This window comes from candidate division WOR-3 bacterium, assembly GCA_016867815.1.
Taxonomy (GTDB): Bacteria; Hydrothermota; Tepidihabitantia; order Tepidihabitantales; family Tepidihabitantaceae; genus UBA2258.
Genome location: VGIR01000054.1, coordinates 1 through 22,656, shown reverse-complemented (window position 1 = coordinate 22,656; position 22,656 = coordinate 1). Strand labels below are relative to the sequence as shown.

The 22,656-nt window shown below is 62.7% G+C and carries 22 protein-coding genes and 1 tRNA gene; 19 read left to right on the top strand and 4 right to left on the bottom strand.

Annotation, left to right across the window (positions count from 1 at the left end; all coding sequences use genetic code 11):
• A partial coding sequence (locus FJY68_09180) for a transposase (protein MBM3332004.1) occupies nucleotides 1-178 on the bottom strand: 178 nt, incomplete at its 3' end.
• Nucleotides 179-324: 146 nt separating this feature from the next.
• Nucleotides 325-2,955, bottom strand: coding sequence for a hypothetical protein (locus tag FJY68_09175; GenBank protein ID MBM3332003.1), 2,631 nt, complete (start codon nucleotides 2,953-2,955; stop codon nucleotides 325-327).
• Nucleotides 2,956-3,035: 80 nt separating this feature from the next.
• Between FJY68_09175 and FJY68_09170 the strand changes: the two genes are divergently transcribed.
• From FJY68_09170 to FJY68_09090, 17 genes are all read left to right on the top strand, one after another.
• Nucleotides 3,036-3,111, top strand: a tRNA-Phe gene (locus FJY68_09170).
• Nucleotides 3,067-3,390, top strand: a complete 324-nt coding sequence (locus FJY68_09165) for a 30S ribosomal protein S20 (GenBank protein ID MBM3332002.1) — start codon at nucleotides 3,067-3,069, stop codon at nucleotides 3,388-3,390. The genes FJY68_09170 and FJY68_09165 overlap by 45 nt, the downstream gene beginning before the upstream one ends.
• 73 nt (nucleotides 3,391-3,463) lie before the next feature.
• Nucleotides 3,464-4,654, top strand: coding sequence for a glycosyltransferase family 4 protein (locus FJY68_09160; protein MBM3332001.1), 1,191 nt, complete (start codon nucleotides 3,464-3,466; stop codon nucleotides 4,652-4,654).
• Between the two features lie 11 nt (nucleotides 4,655-4,665).
• Nucleotides 4,666-5,646 (top strand): UPF0104 family protein, encoded by a 981-nt coding sequence (locus FJY68_09155; protein MBM3332000.1) that lies wholly within the window; start codon nucleotides 4,666-4,668, stop codon nucleotides 5,644-5,646.
• Nucleotides 5,615-8,083 carry a hypothetical protein gene (locus FJY68_09150; GenBank protein MBM3331999.1) on the top strand — a complete coding sequence of 823 codons (2,469 nt, stop codon included), beginning with the start codon at nucleotides 5,615-5,617 and terminating at the stop codon, nucleotides 8,081-8,083. The genes FJY68_09155 and FJY68_09150 overlap by 32 nt, the downstream gene beginning before the upstream one ends.
• Before the next feature lie 10 nt (nucleotides 8,084-8,093).
• Complete coding sequence (locus tag FJY68_09145; GenBank protein MBM3331998.1) at nucleotides 8,094-8,816, top strand: class I SAM-dependent methyltransferase; 723 nt, start codon at nucleotides 8,094-8,096, stop codon at nucleotides 8,814-8,816.
• Nucleotides 8,817-8,976: 160 nt separating this feature from the next.
• Nucleotides 8,977-11,259 (top strand): T9SS type A sorting domain-containing protein, encoded by a 2,283-nt coding sequence (locus FJY68_09140; protein MBM3331997.1) that lies wholly within the window; start codon nucleotides 8,977-8,979, stop codon nucleotides 11,257-11,259.
• 106 nt (nucleotides 11,260-11,365) lie between these two features.
• A complete protein-coding gene (locus FJY68_09135; protein ID MBM3331996.1) occupies nucleotides 11,366-12,070 on the top strand; it encodes a YggS family pyridoxal phosphate-dependent enzyme in 705 nt (234 codons plus the stop codon).
• A gap of 114 nt (nucleotides 12,071-12,184) precedes the next feature.
• Nucleotides 12,185-12,598 (top strand): metallopeptidase family protein, encoded by a 414-nt coding sequence (locus FJY68_09130; GenBank protein MBM3331995.1) that lies wholly within the window; start codon nucleotides 12,185-12,187, stop codon nucleotides 12,596-12,598.
• A 285-nt stretch (nucleotides 12,599-12,883) separates the two neighbouring features.
• Nucleotides 12,884-13,744: an SH3 domain-containing protein gene (locus FJY68_09125; GenBank protein ID MBM3331994.1), complete on the top strand. Its 861-nt coding sequence runs from the start codon at nucleotides 12,884-12,886 to the stop codon at nucleotides 13,742-13,744.
• A 1-nt stretch (nucleotide 13,745) separates the two neighbouring features.
• Nucleotides 13,746-14,816, top strand: a complete 1,071-nt coding sequence (locus FJY68_09120) for a hypothetical protein (protein ID MBM3331993.1) — start codon at nucleotides 13,746-13,748, stop codon at nucleotides 14,814-14,816.
• 312 nt (nucleotides 14,817-15,128) lie between these two features.
• Nucleotides 15,129-16,238, top strand: coding sequence for a WG repeat-containing protein (locus FJY68_09115; GenBank protein MBM3331992.1), 1,110 nt, complete (start codon nucleotides 15,129-15,131; stop codon nucleotides 16,236-16,238).
• 22 nt (nucleotides 16,239-16,260) lie between these two features.
• Complete coding sequence (locus tag FJY68_09110; GenBank protein MBM3331991.1) at nucleotides 16,261-16,455, top strand: hypothetical protein; 195 nt, start codon at nucleotides 16,261-16,263, stop codon at nucleotides 16,453-16,455.
• A gap of 201 nt (nucleotides 16,456-16,656) precedes the next feature.
• Nucleotides 16,657-16,902 (top strand): DUF4177 domain-containing protein, encoded by a 246-nt coding sequence (locus FJY68_09105; GenBank protein ID MBM3331990.1) that lies wholly within the window; start codon nucleotides 16,657-16,659, stop codon nucleotides 16,900-16,902.
• A gap of 192 nt (nucleotides 16,903-17,094) precedes the next feature.
• On the top strand, nucleotides 17,095-18,120 hold the full coding sequence (locus FJY68_09100) for a cysteine synthase family protein (protein ID MBM3331989.1): 1,026 nt from the start codon (nucleotides 17,095-17,097) through the stop codon (nucleotides 18,118-18,120).
• A gap of 63 nt (nucleotides 18,121-18,183) precedes the next feature.
• The gene (locus FJY68_09095; protein ID MBM3331988.1) at nucleotides 18,184-19,596 is read left to right on the top strand and encodes an aminotransferase class V-fold PLP-dependent enzyme; all 1,413 of its coding nucleotides are present in this window, start codon (nucleotides 18,184-18,186) and stop codon (nucleotides 19,594-19,596) included.
• A 4-nt stretch (nucleotides 19,597-19,600) separates the two neighbouring features.
• Complete coding sequence (locus FJY68_09090; GenBank protein ID MBM3331987.1) at nucleotides 19,601-19,984, top strand: hypothetical protein; 384 nt, start codon at nucleotides 19,601-19,603, stop codon at nucleotides 19,982-19,984.
• Between the two features lie 66 nt (nucleotides 19,985-20,050).
• Here FJY68_09090 and FJY68_09085 read toward each other — a convergent pair whose 3' ends face one another.
• Nucleotides 20,051-20,476 carry a nucleoside-diphosphate kinase gene (locus FJY68_09085; protein MBM3331986.1) on the bottom strand — a complete coding sequence of 142 codons (426 nt, stop codon included), beginning with the start codon at nucleotides 20,474-20,476 and terminating at the stop codon, nucleotides 20,051-20,053.
• A gap of 5 nt (nucleotides 20,477-20,481) precedes the next feature.
• Nucleotides 20,482-20,979 (bottom strand): FMN-binding protein, encoded by a 498-nt coding sequence (locus FJY68_09080; protein ID MBM3331985.1) that lies wholly within the window; start codon nucleotides 20,977-20,979, stop codon nucleotides 20,482-20,484.
• 229 nt (nucleotides 20,980-21,208) lie between these two features.
• Here FJY68_09080 and FJY68_09075 point away from each other — a divergent pair, with 229 nt between their 5' ends.
• Nucleotides 21,209-21,943, top strand: a complete 735-nt coding sequence (locus FJY68_09075; protein MBM3331984.1) for a hypothetical protein — start codon at nucleotides 21,209-21,211, stop codon at nucleotides 21,941-21,943.
• A complete protein-coding gene (locus FJY68_09070) occupies nucleotides 21,940-22,596 on the top strand; it encodes an RNA methyltransferase (protein MBM3331983.1) in 657 nt (218 codons plus the stop codon). Before FJY68_09075 ends, FJY68_09070 begins: the two co-directional genes overlap by 4 nt.
• The last annotated feature ends 60 nt before the right edge of the window (nucleotides 22,597-22,656 follow it).

Genomic DNA, 22,656 nt, shown 5'->3' with positions numbered 1-22,656 from the left:
GATTGGTCATCAGGCAGTAGGCCCAGACTTCCACGCCCTGCTGTCCGCACCAGGCGGCCATCAGCCGCAGATACGCTTTGTAGTCCGCAGTGCTGAAGAAGACCGGCTGCCGCCGGTTCCCGCGCTGAACCACGTGATGCGGAACTTCTGCCGCCACCACACGCGCGATTCTCGCCATGCCTCAGTCTACGGCCTCGCCCTCTCGAGGTCAAGAGAATTAAGTATTGTGTCCCCGAAATATCCGGGAGCAACGTCAAACGCCTTCAGGTAGGCCGAAGCCAACCCGGCAGTAACTGCCATGAGAACGAGTAATCGTCTCACTTCTTACCTCCCTTGAATTCTGACAACCTTTGCGGTTGTCGCTTGTCCATTAACGATCCCTCTCATTACATACACCCCGGCCGGCAGGCCAGCCAGGTTCACAGACAGAACCGACCCGGCTCTGGACCAATCAGGCCCAGGAGCAACGCCCATCACCTCCTTTCCCAGAGCATCATAGAGCTTCAGACCGCTGGGCCTTTCGGACGCGACAATGCGGACGGACCCACCCGTGACGCTGGGCACCACAGTCAACGGCCGACGTGCTTCGAGTGTCGCCTCTTCCAGTATGCCGGATTCGGCAACCTCCAGGACGCAGACTCCTGCTGCCCAGCAGGCGGCGTAGATGTAGGGCGGCTGGTAGACTAGCTTCTGAACCAGCCCAGGCGGTGTCCAGGTGCCGAGAAGCAGGATGTCTCGTGGGTCAGCCACACTGTATATCCGCAGTATACTGCCGCCAAGAACGGCGAACGAATCCACTCTGACAACGTCCCTGGTATCATCATCTACATACACAGAGTCCAGCACGTAGGGCACAGTCGGATTGGCGATGCTGGCTGTCTTCAGCCCCTGATAGGCCATGTAGAGAATCGTGTCGGCTACATCTATGCCATTCGCCCGGCTTCCCCACTCGTTGATGACCTTGGGGCTGTCGGGACGGGCAACGTCAACTGTCGTGAAATGGAACGATGTAACGTATGCCGTGTCGCCTACCATCGCCATGTCGCCGACCTCCCCCGACAACAGGCAGCTCCCCACTAGTTCCGGCTCTCGCGGCCGGGCGACGTTGACGACGTGGAAGCGCAGTCTGCCTGCCAGGTATACCAGCGTATCCCGCAGAACCATGTCCATCGGCGTAGTTAGGCCCATGAGCCCGCCGGCCATCTTCGGATGTGCGGGGTAGGAAACGTCAATGGACCGGAGAGAGGGCGACGGCAACCAACTGGCGAAGGCAAAGCTGTCGTGCCCGACGGCGGTATACACATTAAAGTAGCCGTAGTCTGCCGTGTAGATGCCTCCGAGTTCCACTGGGGCGGCCGGGTTCGTCACATCCAGAATCCGCAGCCCCGCTTCATCGTCTGCTACATAGGCACGTCCCTGATCCAACCAGACGTCCTGCGCTTCGTGTGCCACCAGCACGGTCGTGTCGTAGACCGGCGAGTTGAGGTTGGAGATGTCAACCACTGCCATCCCGACAGCGTCGGCCACATAGGCCCGGTTGGAGGTCCAATCGGCCCAGACCCCAAAGCGACCGCCGGGGGTGGCGCATGACGAGATGACCTGCGGACAAGTGGAATCCTGGATGCTCACCAGTGTGAATTCCCACTGCGGGAACTGGTAGCCCGAGGCGAACGCAACCGGTCCGCTCAGGTGTACATCCCAGCCGCTCACGCTGTCTATCGCACCAATTCTCACGACGTTGGCCGGGTCTGATATGTCGAGAACCTCAAACCGGAACTGGTCATCGCTGCCTTCCTGCCAGTAGATCTCGGCGCAGCAAATCGTGTTTCGCGCCTCAGCCGCAAGCGCAAAGCTCGGGTAGGTTCCAACACGCTTTGGAGCCGATGGACTCGACACGTCGATGAAGCCGAGAACATAGCTGGACTCCCTGACGACGGCCACGTTTCGCGTCGCGGAAACGACGTCGCCTCTGTCCAAGCAGGTGCCGAGCTGGCGGGGACTGGGGGCATTGGCAATGCTGTAAGCGTAAAACGTACCGCCGCTGCTGAAGTAGAGCAACGTATCGAAAATGGCGAAGTCGCTGACCGCGTAGGGAATCACGGTGCGGAACTTTGGGTCGGATGAATCGGCAATGCTCCATACTTCGATGCCGTTCCCGCCGGTCAGCAGGAAGGAATCATGCAGAATGCTCTGCGCGGGGATGAACCCAAGTTGTATCTCGGAAAGGACGGTTGGGCTGTCGGGATTGGCTACATCGAGCAGAGCGACCTCGCTGCCCAAGGTCAGGGCAACAAGATTGCCACGCCCCGTCGCCTCATTGGACGTGCCTCTGCCCCATTTACCCAAAAGGTGCAAACCCGTCGACTCCGGCCGTCGGTACTCCGTGTACCGCGACGCGTCCAGCCCGTGCTTCTGCAGCCACCCGGCATGGAACTTCGCCGGCATCCGCGACAGGCTCTCCTGCGCCGCTTGGAACTCGCCCATGCCGGGTTCCCGGGCAGTTGCTGTCGGTGTCAGCACCATTCCCAGCGAGACGGCAAGCAGCATCACGGCCCCGGCCCGGTTGTGGGATGATGCGAATCTGGCGCACGGTTCACGGATGCTCACATAGCTCAAGCCTGCCTCCAATGACGATACAGACAATGCCGACTCGGTGTCGACAAGGCGGATGCGGCGGAAGCCCCTTTGCTCCCCCGCTCTCGACGCCCCTATCCGGCCTGAGTGTAGATTCTTCCCCTTCGTTGTCAACCCCGACATGAGGCGAATGTAAGGCGAGCCGGCCAGCCCCGATCCCGATATTGCCGGGGGGCGCTGTCGGGCTGGGAATGGTGAGCAGGTTGAGGCCGAGATCCGGCGGTAGGATGAGGCCAAGGTAAAGGCCAAGGTTCGGGGTGTCAGGTCGGAGACCGGTTCAGATGCGTCATTTCCGGACAGGACCAGAGCGGGTCTGTCCATGTCTTGCTCGCCGACCACTGTCCGCTTGGCTGCGCCTGCGGTTGACACGCAGACGTTTTGCCCTAGAATGGCCGTGCTTTGCCGGGATAGCTCAGTTGGTAGAGCACGGGACTGAAAATCCCGGTGTCCACAGTTCAATTCTGTGTCCCGGCACCTCTCTCAACATATGGAGGAGTATTGGCGAAGAGAATCGCATCGGCCCAGAAACAGGCCCGTAAGAGCAAGAAGCGTCGTGAATTAGCCCGTGGCAAGCGGCAGGTATTGAAGTCGGCTCTCAAGAATCTTGCCGCCGTCAAGACCAAGGAAGAAGCGCAGAAGCTGCTGCCCGGAGTCCAGTCGCTGATTGACAAGTCTGCCAAGCGGCGAATGGTACATCACAAGACCGCCAGCCGACTGAAGTCCAGGCTCGCACGCGAAGCGGCCGACCTGAGATAGTACCAGCGGGACGGGCACGGTCGTTGATCCGACCTGCTGTCCGGAGGCGGCGCGCTGCAGCCCGCTCTGACCCGTGAAGATCCTGTACATTACAACCGCATACCCGCGCAACGAGTCAGATGTAATCACTCCTTGGCTGGTTGAGACGATAACTCGCCTGCGTGGTGCGGGACACGATGTGCGCGTCTTCACGTCATCATACCGTGGGCTGGGAAACCAGACCATCGACGGTGTTCCGGTGTACCGCTTTCGGTACTTCCCCCGGCGATGGGAAGACCTGACGCACGACGAGATGGCGATGGACCGAATCAAGCGGGGCATTCGCTACAAGTTCCTGCTGGTCAGCTACCTGTTGTGCGGGACCGTAGCAGCCTGGCGGCTCTGCCGCCGCGAGCAATTCGACATCATCCACGTTCACTGGCCACTACCCCACTCGCTGTTCGGGCAAGCCGCGGCGAGCGCCTGCCGCGCTCCGACCGTGATCAGCTTCCACGGAGCCGAACTGATGGTCGTAAACAACGTCGTCAGGCTGGCGAAGCCTTTCCTGCGATGGGCCATCCGTACCGCCGGTGCGGTGACGGCCAATTCGACCCACACAGTCCAGGCCATCCGGCGGATATACGATCGGTCCGTTGCCATAGTGCCATTCGGCACGGCGGCGGGAACCTTTTCCGAATCCGCCCGGCAGGAGCCGAACGCAACGAGACAGCTCCTCTTCGTTGGGAGACTGGTCGAGCGTAAAGGAATCCCCTACCTTATCGAAGCCGTGGGCATACTTGCCGGGCAGATGCCCGTGCACCTGAACATCGTCGGGTCCGGCCCCGAAGAACCCGGGCTGATGGAACTTGCACGCGCCCGGGGACTGGAGCAATCCATCACCTTCCACGGCAGAATCTCACCGGATGACCTGGCGCGCCACTACGGCCGCTGCGACGCCTTCGTGCTCCCGGCAATCGTAGACAGCCGGGGCGACACCGAAGGACTCGGGGTAGTGCTCATCGAGGCTATGAGCTATCGTCGCCCGGTCATAGCATCGGGCGTCGGCGGCATCGTGGACCTCGTAATCGACGAACAGACGGGTCTGCAGGTACCGCAGAAGGACAGCCAAGCCCTCGCCCGGGCAATCGCGCGCGTGCTCACCGATCCAGATCTGGCGCAGAGACTGGGACATGCCGGCTTCGACCACGTGCAGCAGAACTACTCCTGGCCGGCCATCATCAGACGACTTGACGGCCTCTACCGCGACCTCAGTGCCGCAGCCTGAACCCGCCGAACATGGGAGGTCTTCCGTCCTCGTCCACCGGCAAGTGGACCCAACGCGGTTGGCTCCGCACGGTACTCGGGGTGCTCGTCACCGGCGCCGCGTTCTGGTTCCTGACTGTGCGCCTGATCCGCGACTGGCACCGGATACCCTTCGGGCAGCTCCACTTCCAGCCGCTGCTGCTCGTCGCGTCCTTCGTCCTTCTGCTGGTCTTCCACCTCCCGCTGTATGGATACGCATGGAAGCTGATCCTACACGCCCTGGGTGCGGAGCTTCCCCTCGGGAAATCCATCGCCATCTTCTCGGTGGCCCAGATCGGCAAGTATGCGCCGGGCAAAGTCTGGTTCACCCTCGGTCGCATGAGCATGGCAAAAGACCAGGGCGTCCCCGAAGACCGGACCATGGTAAGCGTTGTAGTCGAACTCGCCTTCTCGCTGCTGGCTGCGACCGGGCTGTTCGGTCTTGCCGTCCTGCTCATACCCGGAGAACAGATGCCGCGGGCGGCCTACCTGCTCTTCCTGCTCGCTCCGCTCAGCCTTGTCGCCGTCTATCCGCCGATCCTCAATCGTATCATCCGCTTCGGCCTCGCCCGTCTCAAGCGACCGCTGTTCGAACTGCGGATGTCGTATCCCCGGATTCTCCGCATCCTCGCGCTCTACGTGCTGGACTGGGCGCTGCAGGGGGCGTGCTGCTTCGCGCTCATCAACTCATTCTACCCCATGCCGCTGTCAAAGCTGCCGATCCTGTTGGGCGGATACGCGATGTCCTGGATGCTGGGATTCCTGGTCTTGATTGCGCCGGCCGGGCTCGGCATACGAGAGGGTGTCTACACCATTATCCTCAGGACCGTCCTGCCTGAGCCGATTGCCATAGTTTCGGCCCTGGTGACGAGGGTCTGGATGACCGTCAGCGAGGTACTCATGGCAGCCGTCTGCCTGCCATTCGTGGCTCGAAGGAGAAAGAATGCCGAAGAAGCACATACCGCCTCCAGCTAGGACGCAGGCAGCGAAGTCGGCCGGGCCGTCAGACCTTGACCGGCTGGCCGGCTGGCCGGTGATCCTGGCGCTGCTCCTCATTCCATTCCTGTTCTACGGCAAGTACCTGTTCGGCGGACGGATGCTGGACGGAACCGACTGGCTTGGCGCCGGTTCCTACATCATGCGCGAGTTCATGGCCACCTACATCCGCTCCCATGGAAACGTCGCCCTCTGGTGGCCCGCGGTGCTGTGCGGCCAGCAGACCGTGGCCGGTTTCTTCGCGGACATGTTCTACCCGACGTTGCTGCTGCGACTGATCCTGCCGGTTCACGTCGTCTGGACCTGGACCTTCGTGCTGCATCACTTCCTGGCCGGACTTGGAACCTACCTTTTCCTCAAGGAACTGAAGGTTTCGACCATCGCTGCCGGCCTGGGCGGCATCGGCTACCAGCTCGCGGGCAGCCTTGTTACGCTCGCGTACGCAGGCCACGACGGACGGCTCATTGGCTCCGCGCTCCTCCCTCTGGCGCTCTTCTTCCTGCACCGGGGCATGAGCCGCAGCCAGTTCCGGTGGTTCGTATTCTCGGGATTCATCGTCGCCATGCAGCTCCTCTCGGGCCATATCCAGAAGGTGTACTACACCGGGCTGGTCCTGACGGCCTATTTCGTATTCACGCTCGTCGGGACCGTGCGCCGGGAGAGATCGAAGACGGTCGCGCTGAAGCTCTGCGGCTACTTCCTCGCGCTCTTCCTGTTCGCCGGCGCGCTCTCCTCGATCCAGTACCTGCCGGTCTACGGTAACCTGCCCTTCGCCTCTCGCGGCAGCGAACGCGGCTACGCGTACGCGACCTCCTGGTCGATGCCCATCATCGAGACCTTTGACCTCCTGACACCGAAGTTCTCCGGCGGGCTCGACGCCTACTGGAGCCGCAACCCCTTCAAGCTCCACAGCGAGTACCTGGGGATCATCCCCCTGCTCTTCGCCTGCGTCGCCGTGTTCCGGCGCTGGAAAGACAGGTATACGAAGTTCTTCACATTCAGCTTCCTCGGCGCCCTGGTCCTGGCCTGGGGTGGTTACACGCCGCTCTACTACATCCCCTACTATCTGTTTCCCGGCATCAGCAAGTTCCGCGGCCCGGCGATGATCTTCTTCGTCGCCGCCTTCTCGCTCGTTGTGCTCGCCGGTCTCGGTATCGACCACTTTCTGCGCGAGGCGAGAGAGGGTGACTCCCGCAAGACCACGCGCACGGTTCTCGCCTTCGGTGCGGTCCCGCTGGTGCTCCTGCTCCTCTTTGCCGCGCTCAAGGGACCGATGCTCTCCCTGCTCCAGTCTACGACCAGCCCATCCCAGCAGAAACTCGAAGCCCTTGCGGCCAACTACCCGGCAATCCTGGGTGGTCTCTTCTTCTCACTGGTCTTCACGGCGCTGGGTGTTCTTCTCGTCCGACTCTTCATGAACCGGAAGCTCAAGCCGGTAGTGTTTGCCTCGGGGCTCGCCGCCATCATGGTCTGCGACATCGGGCTGTCGCTGAGTCTCTGGGACGAATCGCGAGGCTACATCAAGGGAGCGGCGCCACCGACCGAGTACTTTGCTCCGGACGAGGCCGTGGCCTTCCTCAAGCAGGACACGTCGCTGCACCGGGTCCTGCCCTGGCAGTACGAACGTAGCGACGACGGCATTCTCGCCTACAACCATATCCAGAGCGTCGCCGGCCAACTGCCCAACCCCCTTCAGGTCTACATGGATTTCCTTGGGGTCGGCACCAGCGTCTTCTTCCGGCCCGACTACCTCCTCTCCCCCAATGCCATGAACCTGGCAAACATCAAGTACGTGATCAGCCTGACTCTACCGGACGACGTGTCGGGATACGACCAGCGCACCCAGCAGATGATCGGGCAGATTCGCGGCTACTTCAGCGACCCCCGTTTCGAACTGGCCTTCGCCGGCCAGAAGTACTCGGTGTACCGCAACCGCAGCGTCCTGCCCCGCGCATACGTCGCCGCTGGGTACGAGCAAGTGAAGAGCAAGGAAGAGGTGCTGTCACGGCTGAGGATGCCCGACTTCGACCCGAGCCGAACCGTGCTGCTGTACGCGAATCCCGGCCTGGCTGCGACCGCGGGCACGACCGCGGGCACGGCAGATGTTACGGCCTACGACTGCAACGCCATCACCGTCAAAGCCGACCTGGCCGAGCCCGGACTGCTGGTCTTGTCGGAGAGCTATCATCCTGATTGGAAGGCCTATGACAACGGGAAACCGGCACCGGTGCAGCAGGCATATCACGCATTCCGCGCCGTGGCCCTGGGACCGGGACAGCACGAGGTCGTGTTCAGGTACGAATCGCGCTGGTACAGACTGGGCTCCTACCTTTCCGGCGCAGCACTCCTGTTCCTGGTCGCGACGCTTGGCGGTGTATTCATCGTGAGGCGCAAACCCCGACCGAGCGGGGTATAGAGGACCGGCCATGGACAAAGCCACTCACAACCCGACCGAACAGGACATAAGGGAATGGTACAACCGGCGCTATGCCGACCGGGGCCTCGGCAGTATGCGTCCACCGGACGCGTACCAGGTGTTCCTCAACGCCCTCGACGTGCAGCCGGCAAGGACGCTGCTCGACATTGCCTGCGGCACCGGCTTCCTGCTGCGGGCCGCCGCCCAGCGCGGACTGAAGACTTGCGGCACTGATATCTCGGAAGAGGCCGTACGCCTTTCCAGGCAGACGTCACCGGAATCGGAAGTGAAGATCGGCAAGGGTGAGGATCTGCAGTTCCCGGACGGGTTGTTCGACTACGTTACCTGCATCGGCTCGCTCGAGCATTTTCTCGACATGGAGAAGGGACTCGGAGAGATGAAGCGGGTCTCCAAGCCGGACGCTCGCCTCTGCGTCACTGTGCCTAACTCGAACTTCCTGTACTGGCGCGTGTCCGGCAAACACGGCACCGAGCAGCAGGACATCAACGAACACCTGATGTCGCTGTCCGAATGGAAGCAGCTCTTCTCCCGCAACGGCCTGGAGGTTGTGCACACCAGCCAGGACCGCTGGCCGATGAAGAAGATCCGGCCCTTCGCGACCCTCAACCCGCTCCGCATCGTGCGTGACCTTTCGTTCAAGCTGGTCTGGGCGGTACTACCCCTCAGGTCAGCCTACCAGTTCATCTTCGTCCTCAAGAAGCGCGCAAACTAGCGCGCCACCGGGCCGCCCGCGACGGATCGAAATCGGGCTTGACAACACCGGAATCCGCGCTATAACCTAACCAAGCCAAGAGGGCGGTTTCAGGCCAAACAAGGAACGTCCAATCGCTCCCTGACCCGGGCCGCCTTCTGAAGCGAAACCAGGAGGCGCTATGACAGTCAGCATGATGCGCGCGGCCATGGCCGTCGGCCTGCTGTGCGCGAGTGCAGTTGGGCTGGAGTGGAAGGGCTTTCCGCCCGCGCCACGGCAGCTGGCAACTATCGTCATTGACAAACCGAACCGCAGGGCGGTCATGTTCGGCGGCGGCTCGGTCACAGAAGGTCGCAGCGACGTCTGGACCCTCTCCCTCGACGCGAAACGCCGGTATACGTGGGAGTCACTGCCAACTTCCGGCCCGACCCCCGGCCCGCGCGTAGGTCACACAGCCATATACGACCCGGTTCACCACTGGATGGTCATCTTCGGAGGCCGGAGCGGAATGTCATCGCTATCCGACGTCTGGGCGCTGGACCTCGGCACCGCCACATGGCAGCAACTGACGCCGACCGGCACGCCCCCGTCGGGAAAGGTATACATCACGGCCGTCTACAGCCCGGTGCGACGCTCGATGGTCATCTTCGGCGGCGTCGACGAAGGCCGAGGGTACAACGATGTACACGAACTGCTCCTCGACAGCATGAAGTGGCGCGTGCTGGCGGCCTCGGGCGCCCCGCCCGAGGCCAGGTGGTCCTACAACGCATTCTACGGCTCCGGCAGCGAGTGGTGCGACCGGTTGATCATCTTCGGCGGACAGACACCGGAGGGTCAGTTTATCAACGACCTCTGGTCATTGGACCTGACTCCGGGCTTCGAGGCGTGGCACGAATTGAACCCGGGCGGTTCCGTGCCGGAAGGCCGCTCCAACTGCGCCACGTGTTTTGATACGGTCGCACGCCGGGCCTACTTCTTTGGCGGCTTCTACTATCCCGGCCGTTTCGTGTTCTACAATGATCTCTACATGCTCGACATGAACCTCCTCACCTGGACCAAGCTCCAGCCGATGGGCAGGATCCCTTCGGAGCGGCGTTGCCCGGGCGGCGCGTATGACCCATGGAACGACAACTTCATCACCTTCGGCGGTGAGACCCATGCCGGATTCAGCAACGAGTCGCCCTACATACACCTCGGGCAGGACAGAGAACTCCGCTGGCAGGGGTTTCCGCCCGCGCCGCGCTCCGTAGCGACCATCATCATCGACGAGTTGGGCAGACAGGCGGTCTTGTACGGCGGCGGCGCTTCCGGGAACTTCGGCGACGTCTGGACACTGTCACTGGACGGTAAGCGCGGGTATGCCTGGGAGTCGCTGCCCGCGACCGGCACTGCTCCCACACCCCGGCACGGCCACACGGCGATTTACGACCCGGTCCTGAGACGGATGATAGTGTTCGGTGGAAGAAACGGCATGACCCTGCTGAAAGATGTCTGGGCGCTCGACCTGGGCACATCGGCGTGGCAGCGGCTCTACCCGACCGGCACACCGCCTCCGGGTCCTGTCTACATCACTGGTATCTACAGTCCGATTCGACGGTCCCTGGTGGTGTTCGGAGGCAACGACCTCTATACGGGATACAACGACGTGTACGAATTGCTGCTCGACAGCCTGGTCTGGCGCAAACTCTCGCCCTCGGGTCCGCCTCCGGCCCCGCGCTGGTCGTACAATGCCTTCTACGGCTCCGGCAGCGACTGGTGCAACCGGCTCGTGATCTTCGGTGGACAGACCTACGACGGTCACTTCGTCAAGGACCTCTGGTCGCTGGATCTGACCCCCGGCTTCGAAGCCTGGCACAAACTGATTCCGGGCGGTGTCGTGACCGAAGGCCGGTCCAACTGCGCCACCTGTTACGATTCGGTCACCCGCCGAGCCTATTTCTTTGGCGGCTTCAACTACGAGCGCGGCACGTACTACAATGACCTCTACATGCTCGACCTGAAGACCTTGTTCTGGATCAAACTGAACCCCGCGGGCAGGATACCCTCCGAACGGCGCTGCCCGGCCGGCGCGTTCGATCCCTGGAATCGCAACCTCATCACCTTCGGCGGTCAGACCTACGGCGGCTTCACCAACGAGTGGCCATACATCTATGTGGGAGAGGCACCAGACCGGCACGACCCTGGACCCGGCCAAACGCCCTCGCTGCAAGTCTCCTCATTCCACCCCAGACGGGTGAGCATGCGTTTCCTGACAGCCGATGCCGGCAAGGTCAGTGTGAGGGTCATGGACCAGTCCGGACGGGTGGTCCGGAACCTGCTGTCAGGAACCATGGCTTCGGGAAGTCACGTCGTCACCTGGGACGGCAGAGATACGCATGGCCGTCTCGTCGGGTCCGGCATCTACTTCTACTATCTGCAGACCGGCGATGCGCAGGAGTCGCGGAAGTTCGTGTTGGCGCGTTAGAGTCACTAGCTAGCAGGGTCAAGTCTACGCTGCCCCGGCCTGCGCCGGGGCAGCCCTCGTCTGAGCGCAGGCTTGTGACCATCCCCAAATGACCTATAATCCCCCAATGAGGATCGTGGACAACATCGCTGCCTTGGAAACGAGGATTTCTGCCGCCTGCGCGAGCGCCGGCCGCCGCCGCTCCGACGTCACCCTCATAGCTGTGACCAAGACGCGGGCCGCGGCCGAGATCGATGAGGCCATTAGAACCGGCATCACCCAGGTCGGAGAGAACCGCGTGCAGGAGGCGGCTGCCAAGAAGCCACAAGTGGCTCTGCCGGCAACATGGCACCTCGTCGGTAACCTCCAGACCAACAAGGCGAAGAAAGCGCTGGAGCTCTTCGACTGCATCCAGAGCGTGGACTCTCTCCACCTGGCCGAGGAACTGCAGCACCGGTGCAGCCTGATGGACAAGCGCGTAGACGTGCTGATAGAGGTGAACACGTCCGGCGAAGCGTCCAAACACGGAGTATCACCCGCCGCGCTACCCGACCTTGTTGCCCAGATGCCGAAGCTTGACCGCCTGCAACTCGCCGGCCTGATGACCATCGGCCCCGGGCTCGCCATCGAAGACCCTGAGGCATCCCGGCCCTGCTTCAAGGCGCTCAGGGCCCTGGCCGCAGCCTGCCGCCAGCGCTTCTCAATCCCTCTTCCCCACCTCTCGATGGGCATGAGTTCCGACTTCGAGGTTGCTATCGAGGAAGGCGCGACGATGATAAGAGTCGGCACGGCCATCTTCGGTCAACGATCAGTCCCGGTCAAACCCGAATGAAGAAGCACGAAGTCAGATTGAAGCTCGAAAGGCGGAGAATGCCCGGTTCGGACTTCTGTATTCGGACTTGATTCATCATTCGAGCTTCGGGTTTCGAACTTCTCATTGGCCCTGATGGAACTTGAACGCTTCAGCGAACTGGTTGACGAGGCGATTGCCTCTATCCCGGAGGACTTCCGTTCCAAGCTCGACAACATCACTGTCATCATCGAACCCCTTGCCCAACCTGGGCTGGCCCGCGAGATGGGTCTCAATCCCTGGGGACTGCTCGGCGTCTACCAGGGCGTGCCCTACGCAGGGCGCGGCCCATGGTACGGCAACGTCCTGCCTGACCGGATTCTCATCTTCCAGAAGCCTATAGAACAGCAGGCTCGGACCGCTGCGCGAGTAAGGAAGCTCGTGCGCCAGGTCGTCATCCACGAAGTCGGCCACTACTTCGGACTCTCCGACGACGAACTCCGCCGGCTGGAAGCCGAAGCTGACCGCAAAGAGGCGGCGGGCTCTGGAGATACCCCGAACCCGCAGTAGGTCCTACGGGACCTCCACGACAGAGGTTTGGTCGGGAGTTCAGCCTATACTGCAAGTTTTGGGTCTCCAAAGCGGCCGGAGATGGGCTCGTCCGGCGGGAGAACCGAAGTCGATGCTTGACTGCCCGCGGCGCTCGATCCCTCTACCCATCGACAGGTTCACCTGCACTCCTGACTTCCAGCATCCAGCATCTAACGCCAGACATCTAACTTCGACCGCCCGCGGGCCCTCTATCACTCTCCCCTTCCATTTGACATCCCTGCGCGCGGGATTTATGATTCCATCATGACCGGGCTGGTTGGCGCCCTCGTGACCCTCGTGGCGCTGGTGGTCGAAGGCGTGCCCGCGGCGAGTGCACCTGTGCTCAGGGCGTGGGTGATTGACGATTCCTCCCTCATCTACGAAAAACCGGACCCGTTCTCCTCGACCATGCGCATTGTCGAGCACGGTGATGCCCTCCGCGTTCTCGACCGGTCGCCCGGCTGGTACGAGGTCCTTCTGCCCGACAATCGGTCCGGCTGGATGGTCGCCCAGCGTGCGATCTTGAGCTCGCGCCCCGGCCCGGGGCCGGGCCGCGTTACCGGATCGAAGCGCGAGATGTGGGCCGCGTTCGGCGGCGCGCTGGCCGGCGGCCTGGTCGGCATCATACCGATGGGAGTGTTCATCGCCTACACGCTGGGGAGTCTGGACCCTTTCTCGCCGGTACGCGGTTCCAACGGGGTATCCGGAATCACGATTTCCACAGCATTCGGCGCCTGGGTGGCATCAGTGGTCCTGGTCGGGCCGGCCGCGGCGGCCTACGGAACTTTTCGAGCGGGCGAGAGTGAGCGGCCCGGTGGCAACCTGCGTATGGCCTGGGGCGCATCGGTGGTCGGTCACATCGCCGGGACGACCGTCGGACTCTGCCTTGACCTCCTCTTGTCGCAGATCAGCCCGTCGTCAGTCTTTCCTTTCTCGGCCATTGGTTCACTGGCGGGAACTACTGCCGGCGCGGTCATCGGCTATGAGCGAAGCAAGCCGACATATGCGCGATACTACGCTCGCGGGCGAGTCGGCCTGCCCGCGGTCGGATTCTCGCTGCAAAGGGACTCGTCCCGGCAGGTTTCGCCCGCGGTGCGCCTGGACCTGGTATCGGTCCGGTTCTAGCATGCTCGCCATCCTGCTGTTCTCGTTGGCCGTGGCCGAAACGTGGCAAGTGGTTCCTGAGTCTGCCGCGATTGTGGCCGTAAGCCCCGGCGTCGGCGCTGAGATTAATGCAGTGGAACGCCGTCGATTTCACCTCTTCCCCGGGATAGAGGACTTCGCCTCGGCGGGCTTCTCCCTGATGCCGGACAGCGCCTACTCGCTTACAATCGCCGACGGCTCGGGGCGGACTGTGCAGTACCCAATCGCGCCCGAGCAGTTCCGGCGCATCGGGTACTACGTAGACCACTACGGAGAAGTGGTGAACGAGCTGGCCGCAGTGCCCGGCGGCCGGGCCGCCTACCTCGACCTCTGGCAGGGAATCGGCGAGAACCCCGGGGACACTGGAACCCGACCCATTCACCCACCGCCGCGAGCCGCTTGGACAAGCCAGGTTGTTGACGGCCTGACCGGCGCAGCCTGCGGCCTCGGCGTCGGCAGCACCATCGGAGCGATGACCGCCATCAAGTTTGTCGAGAGCAGACAGGAATCGGTGCTGATCCATGGCTGTATGTCCGGCGGGGGTAGCTGGTACTACTACTCGGTTGACGTTTATGACTTGGATCGGACAACGTACGGTGCCGCAGCCGGCGCCGGATTCGCTGCCGGCGCGGGTGCCGGCTGGCTCCAGGGCTCGTCACAGGCGCGGCGGGGATGCGAGGCAGCGCGGGAACGAAAGGGCGTTGCCGCGCATGACCTCTTCGGCGACCCGATTACCGACCACGAGGTCCGCAGGCGCATGCAGGCGGACAATCGAAACCTCAGCACGATTCTCGGCGCTGCAACCGGCTGGGTAGCCGGCGCCAGCGTCGGGCTGCTCGCGGTCGCGATAGCACGCGGCGTGGTGCTGCGGCCGAACGCCTGGGACACCATCATCATCAGGCACGATGGCTTCTCCTTTGACCTGCCGCTCATTGTCTTCTCCCTCGCCGGACTTCTGCGCGGGGCCTATGTGGGCTACAACCTTGGCGAGCGACAGGATTGGAGCGCAGCTGTCGATGCACTGAAGCGAGAACGGCTCGTGCTCGAACCCTAGGCGACTCAGGGACAGGTACCGTACAGGACATTCCAGGTTGCTGATTGGCCGGCCACTCGACCGCCGGACCACTTGATCCTTACTTCCCTCCCATCTGACATCCCCGAACATCTGCAGGCCCTTCCGACGCGAATCGGCGCTTGCGGACGGCATCTCCCCTGCCATCAGCGCCATCCGTGAGCCGTTGTCTATGAACCGTGTGACAGACACCGCAGGCCTTCGGCCGGCCTCGCCGTGGCTTGACATCCGTCCGCGCTGAGCCTACAATCCGACTGTGCATGAGCCTGGCGTGAAGGCTCGAATGGAGGCATCGTGAAGAAGCTTCTGCTGCTCGCGCTGCTGGCGCTGTTGTCCTGCAACCTGTGGAAGGAGAAGGGGCAGTCCGGCCTCTTCCTCGTGCTGGTCAACGACCAGTTCGGCTACATCAACAGAGCCGGCGATACCATCATCGCCCCGCAGTTCGACAATGGCGCCAACTTCGCCGAGGGACTCGCGCAGGTGGCCATCGGCGAGGTTGACCAGAAGTGGGGATACATAGACGCCGAAGGTGCGTACACCATCAACCCGCAGTTCGATGAAACCGGCCCCTTTTCGCAGGGGCTCGCGGTGTTCGCCTGGTATGTCGGCGATGAGTGGCTCTATGGCTACATCAACACCCAGGGGAAGAGAGTCATCGAGCCGCAGTTCCGGGAGGCGCGGGACTTCTCCGAAGGAAGAGCAGTCGTACATGCCGCCGCCAACGGCAAGGCCGGCTATATCGACAAGTCCGGAACGCTCGTCGTCAATCCGCAGTACGCCGACGCCTACGACTTCTCAGAAGGACTGGGCCTCGTCCGTAGCGACGATGACAAGTGGGGATTCATCGACAAGGCCGGCAGGCTCATCATCGCCCAGCAATTCGACGGGGCCCGGGGTTTCTCCGAAGGGCTGGCGCTGGTCGTCATCGGCGATAGGTGCGGCTACGTAGACAGGACCGGGAGGGTGGCCGTCACTCCCCAGTTCGAGGCGGGACGCGATTTCTCCGAGGGACTTGCCGCGGTGACAGTCAAGGTCGGGAACAATGCGCTATGGGGCTACATCGACGCGACCGGGAAGATGGTCATCGACCCTCAGTTCGTGTGGGCGCTGGAGTTCACGGCCGAACAGCTGGCGGCGGTAGCGGTTGGCGGGCATTGGGGCTACATCGACAAGACCGGCAAGTTCGTCATCAACCCGCAGTTCGACCTGGCGTATTCCTTCTCCGAGGGACTGGCTCTCGTCGTCACGGAGAACCGGTACGGGTATATAGACAATACCGGGAAGTACGTGTGGGGACCGATGGATGGTGGGACCGCCCTGCCCATCAAGAGATTCTCGGGACGACAGAGGCGGCAAGTGACAGCCCTGCCCAGTCCTACTCCTGGCCGCCGCACGACGGAATGATGTTGGCTGCGAAAGGAAGCTAGTGGACCAACCTGACCAGCAGAAGACGAGACGGTTCCTCGGTCTTGGCATGGGCATCGGTCTGGCGATCGGGGCCGGGGCGGGAGTCGCAATCGGAATAGCGACGGGCGAGCTCGCGCTTTGGCTCTCGGTTGGAGTCGGCTGCGGCATGGGATTCGGGGTTGCCGTCGGAGCAGCACTGGGTCGCCGTCTCTAAGGCAGCTCGGCGAGTTGCCGGGCCACAACAGGCACACGCGGGCGCATCTCCCCTTTGCCGACGCAGATCCTGAGTTGTTGACCGTGAACCATCCGACGCAAGTCGACAGCGCTGGTCGGCTATTGGAAGGACCGGGCCGCACCCCTGAATTGACTTCCAACCGATTGCGGCTAGCATCTGGCAAGCAAAAGGAGCACACTGATGACCAAATGGGAATATAAGTTCGTACGAATTGACGTGAACCTGAGCCCGATTCTCAATCTCGCCCGCTGGGGCGTGCAAGTGCCCGGTGAGAAGAAACCCCGCGATACGATGGAAGGCGTCCAGGACTACATAAGCACGTTCGGCGCCGAGGGCTGGGAACTCGTCTCGGTAATCAGTGGCAGTGAACAGACCGGCATCATCACCCGCGCGGTCCTGTTCTTCAAACGTCCCGTCCAGAGCTAGTCAGTCCCGGGCCTGACGGCGTCCGCCGTGCAGGCTCGGTCAGTGGCACACGGCCGGGCAGAAGGTATCGCGGTCGAGCTGGCGTGTGCGGATCGTTGCTGCCGGGCTCTGGCCCGCGTTCAGGTTGCCTACCGAGCGCGGCAGGGAGCCAGTCTGCCTTGACCCCCGCGACTCCACGCGCTATGCTAACAAATGACGTCCTTACCCCCACTGCCAGCTAGTACGAACGCCATCTCCAGATCGGTACTCGATTTCATCGGCAACACGCCGATGATGGAGCTTTCAGTCGAGCACGAGGGCCGACGCTGGCGCTTCTTTGCCAAGCTCGAGTTCATGAACCCGACCGGCAGCGTCAAAGACCGCATCGCCAAGTACATCATAGAGCGGGCGGAAGAACGCGGCGAACTCAAGCCCGGCTCGATCGTCGTCGAGGCTACGAGCGGCAACACCGGTATCGGCCTCTCGATGGTCTGCACGGTGAAGGGCTATCGCCTGATCATCTGCATGCCCGAGCACATGAGCCTGGAGCGTCAGAAGATCATGACCAATCTGGGGGCCGAGCTCTGCCTGACGCCGACTCCGGAGAGCTTCGCGGGTTCGCGCGCCCGGGCGGAAGCGATTGCGGCACGCGACGCGAACGTCTTTCTGCCCCGGCAGTTCCAGAACGCAGACAACGTCGCCTGCCACTACAACACGACGGCCGTCGAGTTGCTACGCCAACTCGCCGGCGTGCGGGTAGACGCGTTCGTGGCCGGTGTCGGCACCGGCGGGACTCTGATGGGCGTGGGCCGGCGCCTGCGCGAAGTCTATCCACAGGTCAAGGTGGTCGCCGTAGAACCGGCCGAGGCCACGGCACTCACCGGCGGCACCACGATGGAAGTTCACCAGATTGCCGGCATAGGCGATGGATTCATACCCGAGATCGTCGACGTGAAACAGATAGACTGGACCGAGATACCGCGCAGCGCCGATGCCGTTGAGATGGCTCGACAGATCAGCCGAACCTACGGCATCATGGTCGGGGTCTCATCCGGCGCCAACGTCCTTGCCGCCATCAACGTACTGAAACGGCTGGGCACGGACAAGGTAGTCGCCACGGTGCTGCCCGACCGGTCCGAGCGCTACTTCTCTACCGATCTCTATGGCAGCCAGCGCGCGGGCGCGGTACGCAGGTGCACAGAGAACTGCGAGGACCCTTTCTGCGACCTCCGAACGTAGACTCCATGCTTCTGTCTCGGCTTTCCGGATCAGAACGTCTCTAGGAAGACTGCCCGTCAAGACATGATCCCTGTCGAGAAACTTCGCGCCGAAGTCGTGGGAATCGACGTCCGGGTCCCGATTCTCTCCGGCGGAACCCGTACCTATGTGAACCTCGACAACGCGTCGAGCACCCCTACTTTCCGACCGGTGGCCGAGAAGGTTGACGAGTTCATGCGGTACTACGCCAACGTGGCGCGGGGCACCGGTTTCAAGAGCCAGGTCGCCTCCTGGGCATACGAAGAGTCCCGCAACACGATCAGTCGGTTTGTGGGAGCCGATCCGGAGAGAGACACCGTCATCATCACCCGCAACACCACTGAGTCGCTCAATCGGCTGGCCGCGCTGTTACCGCTCAAACCCGACGACATCGTGCTGACGACGCGGATGGAGCACAGCTCCAACCACCTGCCATGGCGCCGGCGCGCACGTCTTGTCCAGGCGGCGCTTAACCCGGACGGATCGCTCAACCTGGATGATTTCGCAGACAAGCTGAAGGAATTCCGGGGCAGAATCGCACTCGTGACCGTCACCGGAGCCTCGAATGTCACAGGCTGGGTGAACCCGATCCACCACCTCGCGCGACTCTCTCACGAAGCCGGTGCCAGGATTGTCGTCGACGCGGCCCAGATTGCCCCGCACCGGCCGATAGACATGAGGAAGCCGGGCGACGCGGAGCGCCTGGACTTCATTGCCTTCAGCGGCCACAAAGCCTACGCGCCCTATGGTGCGGGCATCCTGGCCGGCGACAGGTCTCTGCTCACCGCGTCCGAGCCGGCCATGGTAGGTGGCGGCGTTGCCGATCTCGTCACGCCGCACTCGGTTGTCTGGCGCAGCCTGCCCAGCCGGGAGGAAGCGGGAACGCCGACCGTGGTGGGCGCGGTGGCGATGGCCGCGTCCATTGGCCTGCTTACCGCAGTGGGATGGGATGCCATCATGCAGCATGAGGCCGAACTCACGCGGTACGCGCTCACGCGCCTCAGCCGCATACCGAGAGTCAACATCCATGGCAAGGCCAACGCCGACAACCTCCAAGACCGACTCGGGACCATCTGCTTTAGCCTGGAAGGAAAGCCCTCCCAGCTTGTCGCGGCCATCATGGCCTATGAGGCAGGGGTCGGTGCGCGCTGCGGGCAGTTCTGCGCCCATCCCTACATCTTCGCCCTGCTTGGCATCAGTGACGCCGAAGCCGAGAAGTTGTACGAGAGCGCATCCTGCGGCAGCCTTGCCGACATGCCCGGCGTCGTGCGCGCCTCATTTGGGCTCTACAATGACAGATCCGACGCGGACGCGTTCTGCGACTGCCTTGAGGCAATCGCGCGAGGCGACCACGCCGAGTACGACACGGATCTGAAGACCGGTGAACGTCGACCCGCAGGACGACCCCGACTGAACCCCGCCGACTACTTCAGTCTCTCTCCCCGACTGCCTGTGTAGTCACATGTGCCACGGCAGGTTCGCCGCCGCTATCAACTGCATGGACGGACGCACGCAGCTACCCGTCAGCAACTGGGTGAAAGAGAAGTACGGAGTCGAATACGTCGACACCATCACCGAACCCGGCCCGGTCCGGATTCTCGCCGAAGCGAGAGACCCGCACGCGCTTGATTCCATCCGCCGCCGTCTGGACATCTCCGTCAGGAAGCACGGCTCCAACCGCGTAGCGATTGTGGCCCACGCGGACTGCGCCGGCAATCCGGTCGACAAAGAGACACAGCTAGACCAGCTCCGCTCGGCCGAGTCCAAGGTACTCTCCTGGGGTATGGGCGTCAAAGTCGACCTGCTGTGGCTGGGTGAGAACTGGTGCGTGGAGCGCGTCGGATAGCAGGCTGCTGATGAGATTGAGCGGGACCCCTAGAGGTCCCGCTCCTGGTTCCTGTCTGGGACTGTGCTAGTGCGGCTCCGCCGCGTGCATCGACCCTGGGAAGAAGAACTCCAACTCTCTCAGAACGTCCTCTTCCGGGTTTGAAGCGTGCACGGCGTTCATGCGCACTGACGTGCCGAAATCGGCCCGGATTGAGCCGGGCCTCGCCTTACTGGGGTCAGTCACGCCGACGAACTCCCGCACCCGGCGGCAAACGTCTTCGCCCTCCAGCCTCACCGCAACCAGTGGCCCGGAAGTCATGAACTCGACCAGCCCGGGAAAGAACTCTTTGCCGCGGTGAATCGCGTAGAACTCCTCAGCCTGAGGCCGCGTAAGGTGCCGCATGACCAGGGCCGAAACGTCAAAGCCCGCCGCCTCGATGCGGCCCAGTATCTCGCCGATGCGATGCTGCCTGACCGCGTCAGGTTTGATCAGGACGAGCGTCTGATTCAGCGGGCTCAACGCTGTCCCTCAGGTTTGGCCGCTATCTCGGCTGCAACTCGCGCGGCGAGCGCGGTCACGCCGGCTATGATGGCGTGCGAACTGCTTGTTGCCAGCGTAACCGCGTCCACGCTCTCCGCCTTGGCCGGGTCACACACCAAGAGGGAATCAAGGAGCCCGGCTCTCAGCACGAGCTCCATGTATGCCGGTGTCTCGTAGTTATCCAGGATGTAGATTCGCACCGGTCTGCCCCGCCGATCAAAGAAGACCTGCAACGGCACCATGCCGGCGTAACCTCTCGCTGTCGTCCCCGCGCTGTCGGAGAAAACTTCGTAGCCCACCACCTGCCCTTCGCGGTCGCGGACTGCGCGATGGGGAAAGGGACTGGCCCGGCGTTGCAGCGATGCAGCCCTGGGGAACGTTCTGGCAACAATGGTGGGGAGAGTGTCCTTCGGGTCGGTGGCACGAAATGTATCGGTAGCCCTCGGCCGCTCCGTGGTCTCGGGGCCAATCACCAGGGGCGGCGCTGCCGAAGCCGGACTTGATGCTGAATCTGGTGCGGCCGGTGCCGGCGGCGTGGCAGTTCCGCAAGCGGCAAGCAGAGCGCAGGCAAGAACGCCGAAGAAGGCTGACCTGATAGATGGCATAGTATTCAGGCGGATAGTTTTAGCAGAATCGACCCCGAAGTCAAACGCGTGCCCAAGGGGCACGGACGGCTTGACAGCGAACAACAACGGCGGCAATATGATGATGGTCATGAACACCGCAACTGCCGCCCAGCTGCAGAAGATAGTGAAACCGTATGCCGACGACATCGCCCTGGTTGCCGGCGAGCTGGCGCGCCGGGGCTGGGCCGAGGCCAATGCAGGCAACATCTCGGTAAGACTGAGTGACGGACCCATACTCAGCTCCCTGCTGGTCAAACGCGCCAACACTCGGATGCGCGACCTTGCCCGCAATCCAACCGAGTGCCTCTGCCTTCTCACTTTCGGCGCCGGCGACCGTTCATACTCGGTCTTGCCGAAGGGCACGCAGCCATCGAGTGAACTACCTACTCATGTTGCGGTGCACGATATGCTGGCAAGGTTCAGGCACCACGACCGCGTCGTTGTGCACACCCACCCGACCGCTCTGATCAGCCTGACCCACAGATTTCAGGACCAGAAACGGCTCGTCCGCATGCTGCTGGGCACGTGCACCGAGGCCCCGGTCCTGCTCCAGGATCGCCTCACCGCCATTCCCTTCCTGCCGCCCGGTTCTTCATCGCTAGGTCGTGCCACTGCGACCGCACTCGAGCAGTTCTCGGCCGTGATCTGGCCCGGGCACGGGATTGTCGCGGTCGGCCCCACCGCCGCGTCCGCCCTCGACCTTGTCGAACTTGCTGGGAAGGCAGCACAGATTGCTCTGACCCTCGGCTCTCATGCCGGCCTGTCCCCTGCTCAGCAGAAGGCTGTACGCAGGGCGGCACGCCTCGAATGAGGCGCCCCCGTACCCAGGGACCGCCCCGTCATCACGGCCGTTCGCTCAAGGGCAGGCCAGCACCGGACGGTATCGAGACGTTCTTCAAGGTGAAGACCCGCGACTCCGAGCTGCCGCCCGAGGAATTCGCCAGGCTTCCGCGCCGGCCGATACACATCGTGCTCGACAACCTGCGCAGCGCCTTCAACGTCGGTTCCATCTTCAGGCTGGCCGATGCTGCCCGAGCCGCAGAGGTCATCCCTTGCGGGTACACGGCATACCCGCCCCACCACAAGCTTGAGCAGACTTCCCTGGGTACGACTGACTCGGTGCCTTGGCGAAGGTTCGACGACACCGCAGCAGCCCTGACAGACCTCAGGGCCAAGGGGATCCAGATTGTCGGCGTGGAGACAGCCACGGGCGCATCACCGTACCATCGTTTCGAGTACGACTTCCCGGTGGCGCTGGTGCTTGGCAACGAAGCGCTTGGGGTATCGGAGACGGCGCTCCGGTTGTGCGATGCGGTGGTTGAAGTCCCTGTCTTCGGCTACAAGAACTCGATAAACGTGGCAACTGCTGCATCCATAGTGCTTTACGGAGCACTATGCCAGGGGAACTGGCTGGACGAGGACGCAGTTACTCGACCGGACGGAAGCGCGGGATCTGGGACTTGAGCACCGGGCGCTTGTAGAACCCGACGCCGGCGACGAATCTCCGCCACCTGATCAGCACGA